Genomic DNA, 16,884 nt, shown 5'->3' on the forward strand with positions numbered 1-16,884 from the left:
CCAGGCCTAGAATGTCCGATATCAAAACGACTATCCCTATATCGGTTCAACACGGAGACGGGTAATGCAGCAGCAGGAAGAGGCAGGCGAGCGCATCGTGCGCATCGGCGGCGGTTCGGGTTTCTGGGGCGACACCCCCGAGGGAGCCCGCCAACTGATCGAGGCCGGGGGTATCGACTATCTGGTCATGGACTACCTGGCGGAAGTGACGATGTCGATCCTGGCCCGCGCCCGCGCCCGCGATCCCGAGGCGGGATACGCCACCGACTTCGTCACCCAGGTCGTGCGGCCGTATGCCAGGCAGCTCGCGGCCGGCCGCATCCGCGTGGTCGTGAACGCCGGCGGCGTGCATCCGCGCGCCTGCGCGGCCGCGGTGCGCGCCGAGCTCGCGGCGCAGGGCGTGGACCTGAAGGTGGCCGCGGTGCTGGGCGACGACCTGATGCACCTGCTGCCCGAATGGCGTGGCCTGGACGTGCGCGAGATGTTCACCGGCGCGCCGCTGCCCGCCGCGCTGACATCGGCCAATGCCTACCTGGGCGGATTCCCGATCGCACAGGCGCTGGCGCTGGGCGCGGACATCGTCGTCACCGGCCGCTGCGTGGACAGCGCGCTCGCGCTGGGGCCGCTGATCCACGAATTCGGCTGGGCGCCCGACCAATGGGACCTGCTCGCCGCGGGCTCGCTGGCGGGCCACGTCATCGAGTGCGGCCCGCAGTGCACCGGCGGGTTCGCCACCGACTGGCGCGAGACCTGCGAGCGCTGGGCCGACATCGGCTTTCCGATCGCGGAATGCCGCGCCGACGGCAGCTTCGTCGTGACCAAGCCCGCCGGCACCGGGGGACAGGTATCGGTCGCCGCCGTCGCCGAGCAGGTCACCTACGAGACGGGCGATCCGGCCAGCTACGTGCTGCCCGACGTCACCTGCGACTGGCGCCACGTGCGGCTGGAGGCCGTGGGCGCGGACCGCGTGCGCGTGACCGGCGCGCGGGGCCGGCCCGCCGGCCCCGCCTACAAGGTCAGCGCCACCCACGCCGACGGCTACCGCTGCATGGCCACCCTGCTGGTGCGGGGCCGCAGCGCCGCCGACAAGGCCAGCGCGGTGGCGCAGGCCATCCTCGCGCGCACCCGCGCCGTCTGCGCGCGCGAGGGCCGGGCGGATTTCGCCGAAGTGTCGGTCGAACGCATCGGCGCGGAAGACGCCTACGGCCCGCACGCGCGCACGCCGGCCCCGCGCGAAGTGCTGCTCAAGATCGACGTGCGGCATGACGACGCGCGGGCGCTGGACGTGTTCTCGCGCGAGATCTTCCCCACCTCGACCAGCACCGTGCAGGGGGTGGCCGGCGTGTTCGGCGGCCGGCCCAAGGTGCAGCCCGTGGTGCGCCTGTTCTCGCTGCTGCAGCCCAAGGCCGGCGTGCCGGTCGAGGTGGAGATGGACGGGCGCTTGCACCCGGTGCCGGCCTGCGTGCCCGACGAAAGTGCAGGCGAGCCCGCACCCTGGGCGGCGCCGGATGCCGCATCGCTGGATATCCCCCCGCCGGGCGGCACGGTGAGCGTGCCGCTGGACACGATCGCGCACGGACGCAGCGGCGACAAGGGCAACGACTCCAACATCGCGATCCTGGCCAGGCGGCCGGAATTCGTCCCGCTGCTGCGCAGCCAGCTCACCGCCGAGGCGGTCGGGGACTATCTGCGGCACCTGGCCGACGGACCGGTGGAGCGTTTCGAATGGCCCGGCCTGGACGGCTTCAACTTCGTCGTGCGCAACGCGCTGGGCGGCGGCGGGGTGGCGTCGCTGCGCTACGACCCCCAGGGCAAGGCCCACGCCGAGATCCTGATGGATTTTCCGGTGCAGGTCCCCGCGCAATGGGCCGCCGGCGCGGCCGGGGAGGTGCGATGAGCGCTCGCGCCTCACGACCCGCCGGACCCGCAGGCGGGCCGCTCGCCGGCCTGAAGGTGATCGACCTCACCGCCGTGCTGATGGGCCCCTACGCCACGCAGATGCTGGGCGACATGGGCGCGGACGTGATCAAGATCGAGGCCCCGGGCGGCGACGTGGTGCGCCTCATCGGGCCGTCGCGCAACGAGGGGATGGGACCGGTCTTTCTCAACGCCAACCGCAGCAAGCGCAGCGTCGAGCTGGACCTCAAGAACGCGGAAGGACGCCGGGTCCTGCTGCGCCTGGCCGAGGATGCCGACATCCTGGTCTACAACATCCGCCCGCAGGCGATGGCGCGCCTGGGCCTGGACTACGCGTCGCTGCGCGAGGTCAACCCCGGATTGATCTACGCCGGCGTGTTCGGCTACGGCCAGGACGGGCCGTATGCGGCCATGCCCGCCTACGACGACCTGATACAGGGCGCCTGCACGCTGGCCGCCATGGTGGGCCAGAGCCGCGGCGAGGCCCCGGGCTACGTCCCGCTGGCGATGGTGGACCGCATCACCGGCATGGCGGCGGTCAACGCGGTGCTGGCCGCGCTGCACGAACGGCAGCGCAGCGGACAGGGCCAGCGCATCGACGTGCCGATGTTCGAGACCATGGTGGCCTTCGTTTTGTCGGATCATTTGGCCGGGCTCAGTTTCGATCCGCCCCTGGACGCGGGCGGCTACGCCCGGCTGCTGTCGCCGGCGCGGCGGCCCTACCGCACGCGGGACGGCCACCTGTGCGCCCTGGTCTACACCGACAAGCAATGGCGCAGCTTCTACCGCCTGCTGGGCCGCGAGGCCGAACTGGACGCCGACCCGCGCATGGCGAGCCTGGCGACGCGCTCCGAGCACATCGACGAGATCTACGCCGAACTGGAGCGCACGCTGGCCTCGCGCACGACGGCGCAATGGCTGGCGCTGTTCCGCGCGGCCGACATACCGGCCACGCCGGTGCACGACCTGCAATCCATTTTCGACGACCCGCACCTGTGCGAGACCGGCTTCTTCGGCCGCGAGGTCCATCCCACGGAAGGCCCGCTGCGCACCCTGCGGCATCCGTCGCAATGGTCCAGGACCCAGCCGGAGAGCCACCGCGCCGCGCCGCGGCTGGGCGAGCACGGCGAGGAAGTTCTGCGCGAGGCGGGCTACGCCGCCGAGGAGATCGAACGCCTGGTGCGCGCGGGCGTGCTCGGCGGCACCCACCATGAAAAGGGAGAACACGTTGGACTTTGAGCTTACACAGGACCAGCTCGCCATCCGGGAGGCGGTGCGGCGCAGTTGCGCCGCCTTCGGCGAGGACTACTGGCTCGCCCGCGACGAGGACGGGACGTTTCCCCACGACTTCTACCGAACGATGGCCGACGCGGGCTGGCTGGGCATCGCCATCCCGGAGGAATACGGCGGCTCGGGGCTGGGCGTGGTCGAGGCCGCGCTGCTCATGCAGACCGTGGCCGAGACCGGCGCCTGCATGAGCGGGTGCGCCGCGTTCCACATCAACATCTTCGGCCTGATGCCCATCGTGGTGTTCGGCTCGCCCGAGCAGAAGGCCCGCTGGCTGCCGCCGGCGGTGCAGGGCCGGGTCAAGTCGTGCTTCGGCGTGACCGAGCCCGACACCGGGCTGAACACCACCCAGTTGAAGACCCGCGCGGTCCGGCAGGGCGATCGCTACGTCGTGCACGGGCAAAAGGTGTGGATCTCGACCGCGCAGGTGGCCGACAAGATCCTGCTGCTCGCGCGCACGACGCCGATCGAGGCATGCCGCAGCCATTCCGAGGGGCTCACCCTGTTCTACACCGACCTGGACCGCGCCAGGGTCAGCGTGCGTCTCATCCCGAAGATGGGACGCAAGGCCGTCGATTCCAACGAGTTGTTCATCGACGGCCTGGAGATCCCGGCGGCAGACCGGATCGGCGAGGAAGGCAGGGGCTTCCAGTACATCCTGCACGGCATGAATCCCGAGCGGGTGCTGCTGGCCGCCGAAGCCATCGGCATCGGCCGGGCCGCATTGCGCAAGGCCGCCGCCTACGCCGCCGAGCGCGTGGTGTTCGAGCGGCCCATCGGCAAGAACCAGGCGATCCAGCACCCGCTCGCCCACAACTGGATCGAACTGGAAGCCGCCGACCTCGTCATGCACAAGGCCGGCTGGCTCTACGACCGCGGCATGCCTTGCGGCGCCGAGGCCAACGCGGCCAAGTACCTGGGCGCGGAGGCGGGTTTCCATGCGTGCGAGCGCGCCGTGCTCACCCACGGCGGATTCGGCTATGCGAAGGAATATCACGTCGAGCGCTACCTGCGGGAGGTCATGATCGCCCGCATCGCGCCGGTGAGCCGCGAGATGATCCTGTCCCATATCGCCGAGCGCGTGCTGAACCTGCCGAAATCGTATTGAGGCATTTCCGATAACGACAAAACGAGGAGAGGAAGAATGGACATCGCAAGCAAGGCCTGCAAAGGCGTACTGTGTGCCGTGCTGGGCGGCATGGGCTGGCTGGCCGGCGCGGGCGCCGCCATGGCCGACGAGTGGCCGACACGCTCGGTGCGGGTGATCGTGCCGGCCGCGCCGGGCGGCAGCGCGGACCCGCTCGCGCGCATGATCTCGGAGGAACTGGGCCGTGCGCTCAAGCAGTCTTTCGTGGTGGAAAACCGGCCCGGCGCCAACGGCAACGTGGGCGCCTCGATGGTGGCCCGCGAAGCGCCCGACGGCTATACCCTGCTGCTGTCGTGGACCGGAACCCTGGTGTCGGCGGTGACGATGTACAACGCCAAGCCTTTCGACCCTCGGCACGACTTCGAGCCCATCGCCCTGATCGGTTCGATTCCCAACGTCGTCGTGGTGTCCAACGCCATTCCGGCGCAATCGCTGGACGAGCTCACGGCCTATGCCAAGGGCAACCCGGGCGCGATGAACTTCGGTTCCACCGGCAGCGGCAGTTCCTGGCACCTGTCGGGCGAACTCTACAAGAAGCAGTTCGACGTGTCCCTGGTGCACGTTCCCTATACATCCCCGGCCACCGTGCTCACCGACCTGGCCAGCAATCGCCTGCAGGCCTCGTTTCCGGGCGCGACGGCGGTCGCGCCCTTCGTGACCGACGGCAAGATCCGCGCGCTGGCGGTCATGGCCGCCGAGCGCTCACCGGTGCTGCCCAGCGTGCCCACCACCGTCGAGCTGGGCCTGACCGGACTGGAGTCGGCCACCTGGATCGGACTGCTCGCGCCGAAAGGAACGCCGCAGGCTGTGATCGACAAGGTCAACCACACGGTGAACGCCGCGCTCGAAGACCCGGCCTTCCGGCAGCGCCTGCTGGGCATGGGCTATACGCCGCTGGGCGGCAGCGGCGCCCACTTCGCCGCCTACATGAACGAGGAAATCGAGAAGTGGGGGGAGATCGTCAAATTCTCGGGAGCCAGCATTGACTGAATCCACGAACGCCCGGCACGACGAGGTGGTCCGCGTCGAACAGCGCGGCCCGGTGCGCTGGATCACGATCTCGCGCGAGGCGCGCCGCAACGCGCTCAATGCCAGGGTGGTGGCGGAAATCGGCCGCGCCATCGAAACGGCCGAAAGCGTCGAAGGCTGCCTGGCCATCGTGCTCACCGGCGCGGGCACGCGCGCCTTCTGCGCCGGCGCCGACCTGGAGCCGGGCGCGCAGGGCTTCGCCTTCGCCGTGGACCATTCCCGGCCCACGCACTATCTGGTGGACCTGTTCAAGCTCATGCGCGGCTGCCGGCTGCCCATCATCGCCCGCGTCAACGGCCACGTCATGGCGGGCGGAGTGGGTCTGCTGTGCGCGTGCGACATGGCCGTGGCCGCCGAGCACGCCATGATCGGCACGCCCGAGACGAAGATCGGCCTGGTGCCCATGATGATTCTGCCGGGCATGCTGCGCGTGATTCCCGAACGCAAGCTCCTGGAAATGTGCCTGACGGGCGAGCCGATCGGCGCGCCAGAGGCGCTGGCGCTGGGCATCGTCAACCATCTCGCACCGCAGGAGGAACTGGATGCGAAGCTGGAATGGCTGCTCGCGCGCCTCCTGGACAAGTCGCCCACCGCCATCCGCATCGGCAAGCAGGCCTTTCATGCCATGCGCGACATGAGCGTGGAACAAGGGCTGGAGTACGCCCAGGTGATGGTGACCGCCATGGCCAGCACGCGCGACGCGCAGGAGGGCATCCGGGCCTTCGGCGAAAAGCGCCCGCCGGCCTGGACGGGCAGCTAGGCCTTGCCGGTGGGCCGTTGCGCAGCGCTTTCCCCGGCCGGATCGACAGACCTTGACCCAGGGCAAGACAAGGCCCGGGCCAGGCGCTATCGTGGAATGGTGTCCCCAACCGGCCTCCAGGAGCCACCGCCATGTCCGCACTCATGAAAGCCGCCGTCTTCGTCGAACCCGGCCGCATCGAACTGGCCGACAAGCCCATCCCGGACGTCGGGCCCAACGACGCGCTGGTGCGCATCACCACCACCACCATCTGCGGCACCGACGTGCACATCCTCAAGGGCGAGTACCCGGTCGCCAAGGGGCTGACCGTCGGCCACGAGCCCGTGGGCGTGATCGAGAAGCTCGGCAGCGCCGTGATCGGCTACGAGGAAGGCCAGCGCGTCGTCGCCGGCGCGATCTGCCCGAGCTTCACGTCCTATCCCAGCCAGGACGGCTTTCCGAGCCAGGACGGCGCCTACCTGATCCCGAGCGGGCGCTGCGGCTGCCACGGCTACAAGGCCACGGCGGGCTGGCGCTTCGGCAACCTGATCGACGGCACGCAGGCCGAATACGTCCTGGTGCCAGACGCGCAGGCCAATCTCGCGCCCATCCCCGACGGCCTGACCGACGAGCAGGTGCTGATGTGCCCGGACATCATGTCCACCGGCTTCAAGGGCGCCGAGAACGCCGGCATCAAGATCGGCGACACGGTGGCCATCTTCGCGCAGGGGCCGATCGGCCTGTGCGCCACGGCGGGCGCCAAGCTGCGCGGGGCAACCACCATCATCGCTATCGACGGCAACGACCACCGCCTGGAGATCGCCCGCCAGATGGGCGCGGACGTCACGCTGAACTTCAAGAACTGCGACGTGGTCGAGGAGGTCATGAAGCTCACCGGCGGGCGCGGGGTGGACGCCTCGATCGAGGCGCTGGGCCTGCAGAGCACCTTCGAGTCGTCGCTGCGGGTGCTCAAGCCGGGCGGCACGCTGTCCAGCCTGGGGGTGTATTCGGAGGATCTCACCATTCCGGTCGACGCCTTCGCCGCCGGGCTGGGCGATCACCGCATCGTCACCGCGCTGTGCCCGGGCGGCAAGGAACGCATGCGCCGGCTGATGAACGTGATCGAATCCGGCCGCGTGGACCTCGGCCCGCTGGTCACACACCACTTCGCGCTCGACGACATCGTCGAAGCCTACGACCTCTTCGCCAACCAGCGCGACGGGGTGCTGAAGGTGGCGATCAAGCCGGCGTGAACCGGCGCGGGCCGGTCTACGGGCCGGCATGCGCCGCGGCTTGCGGCCCCGGCACGCCATAGAACTCGCACACCAGCGCCACCCCCTGCCGCTGCAGCGGGGTGGCCTGCTCGCCCGGCGCCACCAACACGCTCACCGAGGCGGCGTCGTGCGCAAACGCCAGGAACCGCGCGCCCGCCAATCCGCAGCGGGCCAGGCAGGCCGGCACGATGGCCACGCCCAGGCCGCGCGCGACCAGCCCGATCACCCCGAGCCAGTGGCGCACCTCATGCCGGGTGTGCGGCGCGAAGCCCGCGTTCACACACAACGCCAGCACGGTCTCGTAGTAGCTGGGCGAGGCCGCGCGGGCGAACACCACGAATTCCTCGTCCCGGAAGTCCGCCAGCGCCGTCGTAGCGTCGCGCGCGCGGGGGTGCCCTTCGGGCACGCAGAGCACGAAGGGCTCGCGCACGAGTTCGTGCGAGAACAGCCCGGGCGGCAGGGGATTCTGATGGATGAGCCCGAGATCCAGCTCGCCGCGGCGCACAGCGTCGACCTGCTCGTTGGAGTTCAGCTCGGTCAGCACGTGCTCGACCTCGGGCATGCGCTCGCGCAGCAGGGCGAGCATCTCGGTGAGGCCGCGGTACAGCATGGAGCCGACGAAGCCGATGCGCAGCCGCCCGTGCAGCCCGGCGTCGACCCGCTGCACCAGCGTGCGCACTTCTTCGCCCTGGCGCAGCAGACCCAGCGCCTCGCGATAGAAGACCCGGCCCGCGTCGGTGAGCGTGACCGAGCGGCTGGTGCGCTCGAGCAGGTTCGCGCCCAGGCCTTGCTCGAGCTGCCGGATGGCGTAGCTCAGGGGCGGCTGGGAAATGTGCAGCCGCTGCGCCGCGCGGCTGAAATGCCGCTCTTCGGCGACCGCGACGAAGTAGCGCAGCAAGCGCGGTTCGAGGTCCATTCGGCGTGTTCCGTTACGGGGGTCTCGGCCGGCTCCTCCGCCGGGCAACTGCCGGGTTTGCGCAGAGGGTACCGGCATCCATACTTTTTTTGGATTATCGGATAGGAAAACGGTATTTGCCTATATTGATCGCGGGCGTGACAGTGCAGGTATCCCACACCGTCCTTTCGCTACGCCGCCATGAACGCTCCCCAGGAACTGCCGCGCCAGCACAGCGCCGCTCCCGCGCCGGCCACGCCCGTGCCCGATGCCCGAGGCATCAACCTGTTCCGCGCCGACGCCAGCGCGGGTGTGCTCGCCTGCTACCTGCCGCCGGCACTGCATGCCCATCTACTGCCGCACCTGGACCGCGTGGGCGCGGATGCGGGCGCGCGGCTGGACGAGCTGGCCTTCAGCGCCGACCGCAACCCGCCCACGCTGTCGGTGCGCAACCGCGCCGGCCAGGACGAGTCGCGCGTCGACAAGCACCCGGACTATGTCGCGCTGGAACGCTATGCCTATGGCGAGCTGGGCCTGGCCGCCATGTCGCACCGCGCCGGCGTGCTCGGCTGGCCCGAGCCCATGCCGGCCGCCGCCAAGTACGCGCTCACCTATCTCTTCGTGCAGACCGAATTCGGCCTGTGCTGCCCGGTGTCGATGACCGATTCGCTGGCCCGCACGCTGCGCAAGTTCGGCCGGCCCGAACTCGTCGAAGCCGTGCTGCCGCAACTGACCAGCCAGGATTTCGAGACGCTGCGCCAGGGTGCCATGTTCATGACCGAACAGGGCGCGGGCTCGGACGTCGCCGCCACCGAGACGCGCGCGGTGGCGCAGCCCGACGGTACGTGGGCGCTGTACGGCGACAAGTGGTTCTGCTCCAACCCGGACGCGGGCTTCGCCATGGTGCTCGCGCGCAGCGAGGCCCGTGACGGGCTGGGCGGGGTGTCGCTGTTCCTGCTGCCGCGCGAGCGGCCGGACGGCACGGCCAACGCCTATCGCATCCTGCGCCTGAAGGACAAGCTCGGCACGCGCTCGATGGCCAGCGGCGAGATCCGCCTGGAAGGCGCCTTCGCCTGGCTGGTCGGCGAGCGCGGCCAGGGCTTCAAGCAGATGGCCGACATGATCAACAACTCGCGCCTGTCCAACGGCGTGCGCGCCGCCGGGCTGATGCGCCGGGCGCTGACCGAGGCGCTCTATGTGGCCACGCACCGCCAGGCCTTCGGCCAGCGGCTGATCGACATGCCGCTCATGCAGCGCCAGCTCGCCAAGATGGCCGTCTGGACCGAACAGGCGCGCACCATGGTGTTCCAGACCGCGCGCGCGCTGCAGGCCGCGGATGCCGATCCGGCCCAGCGCCCGCTCGCACGCATCCTCACCCCGCTCATCAAGTTCCGCGCCTGCCGCGACGCCCGCAAGGTGACGGGCGATGCGATGGAGGTGCGCGGCGGCTGCGGCTACATCGAGGAATGGGTCGAACCGCGCCTCATGCGCGATGCGCATCTGGGCTCGATCTGGGAAGGCACGAGCAACATCGTGGCGCTGGACGTGATGCGCGCGATCAAGCGCGAGCATGCCCTGCCCGCGCTGCAGGCGCTGGTGCAGGAGCTGCTGGCCGATGGCGAACCCTGCGCTGCCTCGCTGCAGGCGCTGCAGGACGAGCGCCTGGCGCGCGCCTTCGCCTTCGCCGCCGAAGCGGCCGAGTCCGGCCAGACCGAGCACGCGCGCCAGGCCGCGTCCGGCCTCTATCACGCCGTCACCCTGGCGGGCCTGCGCTGGGAAGCCCGCCAGGCCCGTCTGCCGCAGCGCGCCGCACTGGCCGACCGCGTCCTGCTGCACCGCCTGGCCGCCCGCGATCCGCTCGCCGGCGGCCAAGTCCCCGACGAGGCGGCGCTGTGCGATTGGCTGGCCGCGCCGATCGCCTGAGCGCGCCCGGCACCCATCGACATCCAGGCCCCGGCACGCGTGCCGCGCAAGCGGCGGCATGCGCATGCCGCAGCACCATTAGAGAAAGGAGACAACGATGCAACGACGCAGCCTGCTGCGCGGACTCACCGCGGCCACGCTGGCCATCACGGCCCTGAGTGCGCCCCTGCCCGGCCATGCCGCGGATTTCCCCGAACGCCCGATCAATCTCGTCGTGCCGTTTCCGCCGGGCGGCCCCACCGACGCCCTGGCGCGCCGGCTGGCCGACGGCCTGCGCCAGGACCTCGGGCAGACCGTCGTGGTGGAGAACCGCGCGGGCGCCGGCGGCAACGTCGGCGCCGCCTACGTCGCCAAGGCCAAGCCGGACGGCTACACCCTGCTCTTCGGCACGTCGGGGCCGCTGGCCATCAACGGCAGCCTGTATCCGGACCAGGGCTACGATCCGCGCCAGGACTTCGCGCCCGTCATCCGCCTGGGGCACCTGCCCAACATCCTGGTGGTCAGGCAGAACCTGCCCGCCGCCGACCTGCAGGAACTGATCGCGCTGGCCAAGCGCGAGCCGCTGTTCTTCGCCTCGTCGGGCAACGGCGCCTCGTCCCACCTGGCCGGCATCCTCTTCAACGAGAAGGCCGGCACCGAGCTGCAACACGTGCCGTACCGCGGCACGGGACCGGCGCTGACCGACCTGCTCGGCGGCCAGGTCGACATGTCCTTCACCGACGTGCTGACCGCGCTGCCGCACGTGCGCGAAGGCCGGCTGCGCGCGATCGGCATGGCCAGCGCGCAACGCAGCGCCGCCCTGCCCGACGTGCCCACGCTCGCCGAGCAGGGGCTGGACGGCTACGACGTCAGCGTATTCTTCGGTATCGTCGCCCCCGCGGGCACACCCGAGCCCATCGTGCAGCGCCTGAACACGGCCTTCACGCATGCGCTCGCGATTCCCGAGGTCGAGCAGACGCTCGCCAACCAGGGCATCGTCAAGGCCGACGACACCTCGCCGGCCGGCCTGGCGGCCTTCATCGAGGCCGAAGTCCCCAAGTGGGGCGAGCTGATCCAACGCGAGAAGATCGCGCTCGACTGAGCCGTCCGCCCGCACCTTCCATCATCGAACCGGACCATTCCATGCCCTGGCAAGACACCGGCACCGGCGCCCTCGCCGGCCTGCGCGTACTCGATCTCTCCCGCGTGCTCGGCGGGCCGTACTGCACCCAGATCCTCGGCGATCACGGCGCCGACGTCATCAAGGCCGAGCCGCCCACCGGCGACGAAACCCGCGGCTGGGGCCCCCCGTTCGAAGGCGACACGGCGTGGTACTTCCGCGGCGTGAACCGCAACAAGCGCGGCATCGTGCTGGACCTGGCCGGCGACGCCGGACGCGAACTGGCGCACGCCCTGCTCGCCGACGCCGACGTGCTGATCGAGAACTTCAAGCCCGGCACCCTGGAGAAATGGGGGCTGGGCTGGGACGTGCTGTCCGAGCGCTATCCCCAGCTCGTGCATTGCCGCGTGAGCGGGTTCGGCGCCGACGGCCCGCTGGGCGGCATGCCCGGCTACGACGCCTGCGCCCAGGCCATGTGCGGGCTGATGAGCGTGAACGGCGAGCCCACCAACGAAGCGACCCGCGTCGGCCTGCCGGTGGTGGACATGGTGACCGGCCTGAACGCGGCCATCGGCATCCTGCTCGCCCTGCAGGAGCGCGGGCGCAGCGGGCGCGGGCAGTTCATCGACATCACGCTGTACGACTGCGCGCTCTCGCTGCTGCACCCGCATGCGGCCAACTTCTTCGGCAACGGCAAGATCCCCCGGCGCACGGGCAACGCCCACCCCAACATCGCGCCGTACGAGACCGTGCAGGCGGCCGACGCGCCGGTGTTCCTCGCCGTGGGCAACGACCGCCAGTTCCGCACGCTGGCCCAGGTGCTGGAGGCGCCGGCCCTGGCCGACGACCCGCGCTACGCCAGCAATGCCGATCGCCTGGCCCACCGCGACGCCCTGCACGCCAGCCTGGCCGAGCTGCTCGGCCGGCACCAGGCCGGCGACATCGCCCAGCGCCTGCTGCGGGCCGGCGTGCCGGCGGCCCCGGTCTTCACCGTGGACGCGGCCCTGGCCCAGCCGCACACCGTGCATCGCGGCATGGTGCTCGAAGGCGAGAACTACCGCGCGGTGGCCTCGCCGATCAAACTCTCGCGCACGCCCGCCAGCCTGCGCCGCCTGCCGCCGGCGCTGGACGCGGATGGCGCGGCCGTGCGCGGCACGCTGGCCGAACGCGCAAACTGACGCCGACGCCGCGCGGCGCTGCGGCCTGGTTCGGCCTGCCCGCGCAGGCCGGGCTGGGCTTGCGCGGGCCTGCGCCGGAGCACGCGCCGCCCGGCAAGCGGGCTTTATGCTGCAATGCAACAAATATGGCATGCTATAGGCTATATGTTCTTTGCAGGAGTTCGCATGACCCGAGCCATCAGTCTGGCCCTGCAGGGCGGGGGTTCCCATGGCGCCTTCACGTGGGGCGTGCTGGATCGCCTGCTGGAAGACGAGCGTGTGCACGTCGAAGCCCTGAGCGGGACCAGTTCCGGCGCGATGAACGCAGCGATTCTCACGGCAGGCTATGCCCGGGGCGGCGCCGCGGGCGCGCGCGACGCGCTCGAGCGCTTCTGGCGCACGATCAGCGAGTATTCCAGCCTGAGCCCGGTACAGCGCAACTGGACCGACCACCTCACCGGCACCTGGAACCTGGACAGCTCGCCCGGCTACCTCTGGAGCAACTGGTTCTCTTCGCTGTTCTCGCCCTACCAGACCAATCCTTTCAACCTGCATCCCCTGCGCGACATCCTGCGCCAGCAGCTCGACATCGACGCGCTGCACGCCTGCACCGACATCCGCATCTTCGTGGCCGCCACCAACGTGCGCACAGGGCGCGCCCGCGTCTTCCAGCGCGAGGATGTCACGATCGACGCCCTGCTCGCCTCGGCCTGCCTGCCGCACATCTATCAGGCGGTCGAGATCGACGGCGAAGCCTACTGGGACGGCGGCTACATGGGCAACCCGGCGATCTGGCCGCTGATCTACAACACCGAGACCGCCGACGTGGTGCTGGTGCAGATCAACCCGCTGCGCCGCGAGAGCGTGCCGCGTACGCCGAGCGAGATCGCCAATCGCCTGGACGAGATCGCGTTCAACTCGTCGCTGATGCACGAGATGCGCGCGATCGCCTTCGTGCAGCGGCTGCTCGAGCAGGACGCCCTGCGCGAGCCGGTGGCTTCGCGCTACAAGAACGTGCGCATGCACATGCTGTCGGACGAAGCGGGCATCGCCGCGCTCGGCCCGAGCAGCAAGGCCAACGCCGAACGCAACTTCGTCACACACCTGAAGAACCTGGGCCGCGCCTGCGCCGAGCAATGGCTGACGCGGCATTACGACGATCTCGGCAAGCGCTCCAGCCTGAACATCCGCGAGACGTTCCTGTAGGGGCGAGGGGGCAGAGACGTCCTCTCGCGCAATACTCCTGGGCAAGCGGAACTTCGGTGGCGATGCGTCTTACGGCCACGCACCGCGAGGTTTAAACTTCGTCTAGACTTGCCTGGGAGCGATCATGACAGAGGCGGTGCTCGATATCAAACGTTGGGGCAACAACCTCGGTGTGCGGCTGCCAGCGGCCGTGGCCAAAGCCGCGCGCCTGCACGTGGACCAGCGCGTGCACATCACGGTGCAAGGCGAAAACGTCATCATCTCCCCTGTGCGCGACGAAGTCCTCACGCTGGAACAGCGACTGGCCCGTTTCGATCCGCAGCGCCATGGCGGCGAAGCCATGCCCACCGCCGCAACGCTGGGCGCGGAACGCTGGTGAGTACAGCCTCTCGTCGCACGTGGATACCCGGCCGGCAGGAAGTCATCTGGATCGACTGCAACCCGCAGCGCGGACAGGAAATGCGCGATGTGCATCCCTTTCTCGTGCTTTCGCCCCAAGCGTTCAACGCCCGCACGTCGCGGGTCATCGGCCTACCCATGACGACAGCGGCGTACAACGCGGACAATCCGTTCGCCGTCCCGGTGGGCGTGGCCAGCGGACGCAAGGCCGGTCAGACGAGCTATGTGCTTTGCCACCAGCCCAAGTCCTTCGACTGGCGTCTGCGTAGCGGTGCGCCCCATCCGCTGAAGCGCATTCCCGACGCCCGTTTTGCCGAAGTCCTGGACGTTCTCAATCAGATCGTGCAGTTGGGTTCGGTCAGAACTGATAGCGCAGATTGAGCAGGACGGTGCGCGGTGTGCCCCAGCTATACGTGTTGTAGAACGACATGAGCGTGTAGTACTTCTTGTCGAAGAGATTCTCCACGCTCAGAGTCGCCGACAGATGCCTGTCGAACTCGTAGCGCGCCATGGCGTCGAACAGCCAGCGCGAGGCCATCCGGTGCTCCACCGTGCCGTGTACGGGATTGCTGACGTCGGCCCAGGTCTTGCCTTGCCAGCGCGCACCGCCGCCCAGCGTCAGGCCGCGCAGGGCGCCCGACAGCCGATAGGTGGTGTACAGGCTGAACTGGTTGGACGGGTCTTCCGTGCTGACCCGCTCGCTGTCCAGGCGCGACACCTGGTGGGTGTAGCCGGCGTGCACCTGCCAGTTCGGCAGCACTTCGCCGCTCAGCGTCGCTTCGAACCCGCGCGTGGTCACGCCATCCACGGCGCGGTATGCAACGCCGCCCGACGGCGTCGTGCCGCCGGTCGCCTCGGCATAGTTGTCCTGCTTGATGCGAAAGTACGCGAGGCTGCCGTTGACCCGGCCGTCGAAGAACTCAGCCTTCATGCCGGCCTCCAGGCTCTTGCCTTCGAGGGGGTCGAGGGTACGTCCCGCTTCATCCTGTGCGGATTGCGGGTTGAAGATGCCGGTATAGCTGCCGTACAGCGAGAAGTTGCGGTTCAGGTCGTAGACCACGCCGGCGTAGGGCACGAACACGCCGGATTCGTCCTGCCCTTGTTCGGCATTGCGATAGCGCGCCCAGCGCCCGCCCGTGATCACCTTCAGGTCGTCGCGCAGGTTCCAGCGCCCGGCCGCATACACGCCGCGTTCGTGCGTGGTTTCCTCGTTCTCGTAGGGGGCACTCCACACGGGTTCCGGCACGTCGCCGTTCCAGCCGTAGAAATCCGCCACCGTGCCGTCGTACGCGCCGGGGCCGTAGCCGGTGTTGGTCCAGTGCCGTTTGGCGATGCTGCCGCCCAGCACCAGTTCGTGCTTGCGGCCGAAGAGTTCGAATGGGCCGCTTGCATAGACGTCTGCCGCGTCGCTCACGGTCTTGCCGATGTATTCACCCAGCCACAAACTGGTGCCGCTGCCGTCGGCAGGGTTCGGATTGCCCGCCCCGATCGAGCCCAATTGGGCGTCATAGCCGTTGATCTGGTGATTGAGCTGCAGCTTCACGACCCAGTCGTTGGCGAAGTTGTGCTCCAGCGTCGCGAACGCCGTACGCGTGTATTGTTCCCAGTTGCTCCAGCGCGCGGCCGGACTGTACGAGCGCGACGTGCGATTGAAGTTGCCCTCGCTGTCGAAGAGCGGGATACCGCCCCACGTCGAGCCGCGCGGCGTGTTGTTCTGGTAGTCGGCGCCGATGGTGAGCAGGGTGTCGGACGTGAGGTCCGCCTCGAGCACGCCGTAGAACACGGGGGTGCGCCGGCGGTAGTTGTCCAGGTGCGAATGCTTGTCCTCGTATGCCGCGACCGCACGGGCGCGCACCGAGCCCGAAGCATTCAGCGGGCCGCTCACATCGAGCTCGCCGCGGTAGGTGTCATAGGTGCCCACGCCCGCGCTGACATGCCCCTGGAACTCGCGCGTGGGCCGCTTGCGCACGAGGTTGATGGTGGCGCCCGGGTCGCCTGCGCCGGTGAGCAGACCGGTCGCGCCCTTGAGCACCTCGACACGGTCGTAGATTGCCATGTCGCTGAGCGTGTTGCCGGCCGAGTAGGCCGAATTGCGCTGCATGGGAATGCCGTCGTACTGGAAGTTGTTGATCGCGAAGCCGCGAGACCAGTACACGGTGCGCTCGCTGTCGAAGGTGGTGATGGTCACGCCGGGTGTGTGCTCCATCACCTTGTCGATGGACGTGAGGTTGAAGTCGTCCATTTCCTGGCGCGTCACCACGCTCAGCGACTGGGGTGTCTCGCGCGGCGTGAGCACGATGCGTGTCGACGTGGCGATGGTGCCGGAGGTGTAGGAACCTGTGCCCTCGGTGATGTCGCCGAGCTGGTTGCCGGTGACTTCGATCGACCCGAGCTGGGCCACCGCGCCGGCCGCGGGGGCGGCGGACGCAGGCGCGGCCTGCAGACCGTAGTTTCCGCGGGTGTCACGGGTCGCACGCAGGCCCGAACCTGCGAGCAGCGCGTCCAGGCCCTGCTCCACCGTGTAGCGTCCGCTCAGGCCGGGCGTACGCCTGCCGTCGGTGAGCTGCGCATCGAACGACAGCACGATACCGGCGGCGCCGGCGAATTGGCTCAGGGCAGGCCCCAGCGGCCCGGGCGGGATCTGGAATGCCTGCGCCGCCGCGCCGCGGCCGGCTGCGGGTGCGGCCTCGGCCGCGTGCGCCGCCGAGGCGCTCAAGGCGCATGACAGCGCCAGCCAGACGGCGCCGGCCAAGGGCGCAGCCGCGCGGTGTAAGGGGAGTTTCGACACAGCAGACCTCGACGATGGGTGAGT

14 protein-coding genes are annotated in these 16,884 nt (G+C 69.6%); 12 read left to right on the top strand and 2 right to left on the bottom strand.

Going from position 1 to position 16,884, the window contains the following annotated elements; genetic code table 11:
- Positions 1 to 64 precede the first annotated feature (64 nt).
- From FOZ76_RS01480 to FOZ76_RS01505, 6 genes are all read left to right on the top strand, one after another.
- Positions 65 to 1,897 (top strand): acyclic terpene utilization AtuA family protein, encoded by a 1,833-nt coding sequence (locus tag FOZ76_RS01480; protein ID WP_143946352.1) that lies wholly within the window; start codon positions 65 to 67, stop codon positions 1,895 to 1,897.
- A complete protein-coding gene (locus FOZ76_RS01485) occupies positions 1,894 to 3,156 on the top strand; it encodes a CaiB/BaiF CoA transferase family protein (protein ID WP_143946353.1) in 1,263 nt (420 codons plus the stop codon). Before FOZ76_RS01480 ends, FOZ76_RS01485 begins: the two co-directional genes overlap by 4 nt.
- Positions 3,128 to 4,312 (top strand): acyl-CoA dehydrogenase family protein, encoded by a 1,185-nt coding sequence (locus FOZ76_RS01490; RefSeq protein ID WP_425473218.1) that lies wholly within the window; start codon positions 3,128 to 3,130, stop codon positions 4,310 to 4,312. The genes FOZ76_RS01485 and FOZ76_RS01490 overlap by 29 nt, the downstream gene beginning before the upstream one ends.
- A 36-nt stretch (positions 4,313 to 4,348) precedes the next feature.
- The gene (locus tag FOZ76_RS01495; protein WP_143946355.1) at positions 4,349 to 5,341 is read left to right on the top strand and encodes a Bug family tripartite tricarboxylate transporter substrate binding protein; all 993 of its coding nucleotides are present in this window, start codon (positions 4,349 to 4,351) and stop codon (positions 5,339 to 5,341) included.
- On the top strand, positions 5,334 to 6,140 hold the full coding sequence (locus FOZ76_RS01500; protein ID WP_211365932.1) for an enoyl-CoA hydratase-related protein: 807 nt from the start codon (positions 5,334 to 5,336) through the stop codon (positions 6,138 to 6,140). Before FOZ76_RS01495 ends, FOZ76_RS01500 begins: the two co-directional genes overlap by 8 nt.
- A 131-nt stretch (positions 6,141 to 6,271) precedes the next feature.
- Complete coding sequence (locus tag FOZ76_RS01505) at positions 6,272 to 7,372, top strand: NAD(P)-dependent alcohol dehydrogenase (RefSeq protein WP_143946356.1); 1,101 nt, start codon at positions 6,272 to 6,274, stop codon at positions 7,370 to 7,372.
- A gap of 16 nt (positions 7,373 to 7,388) precedes the next feature.
- Here the strand turns inward: FOZ76_RS01505 and FOZ76_RS01510 are convergent, their stop codons facing one another.
- Positions 7,389 to 8,309: a LysR family transcriptional regulator gene (locus FOZ76_RS01510; protein ID WP_143946357.1), complete on the bottom strand. Its 921-nt coding sequence runs from the start codon at positions 8,307 to 8,309 to the stop codon at positions 7,389 to 7,391.
- A 180-nt stretch (positions 8,310 to 8,489) separates the two neighbouring features.
- Here FOZ76_RS01510 and FOZ76_RS01515 point away from each other — a divergent pair, with 180 nt between their 5' ends.
- The 6 genes from FOZ76_RS01515 to FOZ76_RS01540 all read left to right on the top strand — a co-directional run bounded on the left by FOZ76_RS01515 (position 8,490) and on the right by FOZ76_RS01540 (position 14,453).
- Positions 8,490 to 10,211: an acyl-CoA dehydrogenase family protein gene (locus tag FOZ76_RS01515; RefSeq protein ID WP_143946358.1), complete on the top strand. Its 1,722-nt coding sequence runs from the start codon at positions 8,490 to 8,492 to the stop codon at positions 10,209 to 10,211.
- A gap of 97 nt (positions 10,212 to 10,308) precedes the next feature.
- A complete protein-coding gene (locus tag FOZ76_RS01520; protein WP_143946359.1) occupies positions 10,309 to 11,292 on the top strand; it encodes a Bug family tripartite tricarboxylate transporter substrate binding protein in 984 nt (327 codons plus the stop codon).
- Positions 11,293 to 11,333: 41 nt separating this feature from the next.
- Positions 11,334 to 12,488 carry a CaiB/BaiF CoA transferase family protein gene (locus FOZ76_RS01525; RefSeq protein ID WP_143946360.1) on the top strand — a complete coding sequence of 385 codons (1,155 nt, stop codon included), beginning with the start codon at positions 11,334 to 11,336 and terminating at the stop codon, positions 12,486 to 12,488.
- A 165-nt stretch (positions 12,489 to 12,653) separates the two neighbouring features.
- Positions 12,654 to 13,673, top strand: coding sequence for a patatin-like phospholipase family protein (locus FOZ76_RS01530; RefSeq protein WP_246129245.1), 1,020 nt, complete (start codon positions 12,654 to 12,656; stop codon positions 13,671 to 13,673).
- 124 nt (positions 13,674 to 13,797) lie between these two features.
- Positions 13,798 to 14,052, top strand: a complete 255-nt coding sequence (locus FOZ76_RS01535; protein ID WP_143946362.1) for an AbrB/MazE/SpoVT family DNA-binding domain-containing protein — start codon at positions 13,798 to 13,800, stop codon at positions 14,050 to 14,052.
- Positions 14,049 to 14,453: a type II toxin-antitoxin system PemK/MazF family toxin gene (locus FOZ76_RS01540; RefSeq protein WP_143946363.1), complete on the top strand. Its 405-nt coding sequence runs from the start codon at positions 14,049 to 14,051 to the stop codon at positions 14,451 to 14,453. The genes FOZ76_RS01535 and FOZ76_RS01540 overlap by 4 nt, the downstream gene beginning before the upstream one ends.
- On the opposite strand, the gene FOZ76_RS01545 is transcribed toward FOZ76_RS01540, so the two are convergent.
- Positions 14,431 to 16,860 carry a TonB-dependent siderophore receptor gene (locus tag FOZ76_RS01545; protein WP_246129246.1) on the bottom strand — a complete coding sequence of 810 codons (2,430 nt, stop codon included), beginning with the start codon at positions 16,858 to 16,860 and terminating at the stop codon, positions 14,431 to 14,433. The two genes, FOZ76_RS01540 and FOZ76_RS01545, sit on opposite strands and share 23 nt — an antisense overlap.
- Positions 16,861 to 16,884: the final 24 nt, after the last annotated feature.

Source organism: Verticiella sediminum, from assembly GCF_007558815.1.
Taxonomy (GTDB): Bacteria; Pseudomonadota; Gammaproteobacteria; order Burkholderiales; family Burkholderiaceae_B; genus Verticiella; species Verticiella sediminum.

What these genes read in the sequence shown, in the direction of transcription:
- FOZ76_RS01480 (WP_143946352.1), top strand. Translation starts at nt 65, where the DNA reads ATGCAGCAGCAGGAAGAGGCAGGCGAGCGCATCGTGCGCATCGGCGGC.
- FOZ76_RS01485 (WP_143946353.1), top strand. Translation starts at nt 1,894, where the DNA reads ATGAGCGCTCGCGCCTCACGACCCGCCGGACCCGCAGGCGGGCCGCTC.
- FOZ76_RS01490 (WP_425473218.1), top strand. Translation starts at nt 3,128, where the DNA reads ATGAAAAGGGAGAACACGTTGGACTTTGAGCTTACACAGGACCAGCTC.
- FOZ76_RS01495 (WP_143946355.1), top strand. Translation starts at nt 4,349, where the DNA reads ATGGACATCGCAAGCAAGGCCTGCAAAGGCGTACTGTGTGCCGTGCTG.
- FOZ76_RS01505 (WP_143946356.1), top strand. Translation starts at nt 6,272, where the DNA reads ATGTCCGCACTCATGAAAGCCGCCGTCTTCGTCGAACCCGGCCGCATC.
- FOZ76_RS01510 (WP_143946357.1), bottom strand. Translation starts at nt 8,309, where the DNA reads ATGGACCTCGAACCGCGCTTGCTGCGCTACTTCGTCGCGGTCGCCGAA.
- FOZ76_RS01515 (WP_143946358.1), top strand. Translation starts at nt 8,490, where the DNA reads ATGAACGCTCCCCAGGAACTGCCGCGCCAGCACAGCGCCGCTCCCGCG.
- FOZ76_RS01520 (WP_143946359.1), top strand. Translation starts at nt 10,309, where the DNA reads ATGCAACGACGCAGCCTGCTGCGCGGACTCACCGCGGCCACGCTGGCC.
- FOZ76_RS01525 (WP_143946360.1), top strand. Translation starts at nt 11,334, where the DNA reads ATGCCCTGGCAAGACACCGGCACCGGCGCCCTCGCCGGCCTGCGCGTA.
- FOZ76_RS01530 (WP_246129245.1), top strand. Translation starts at nt 12,654, where the DNA reads ATGACCCGAGCCATCAGTCTGGCCCTGCAGGGCGGGGGTTCCCATGGC.
- FOZ76_RS01535 (WP_143946362.1), top strand. Translation starts at nt 13,798, where the DNA reads ATGACAGAGGCGGTGCTCGATATCAAACGTTGGGGCAACAACCTCGGT.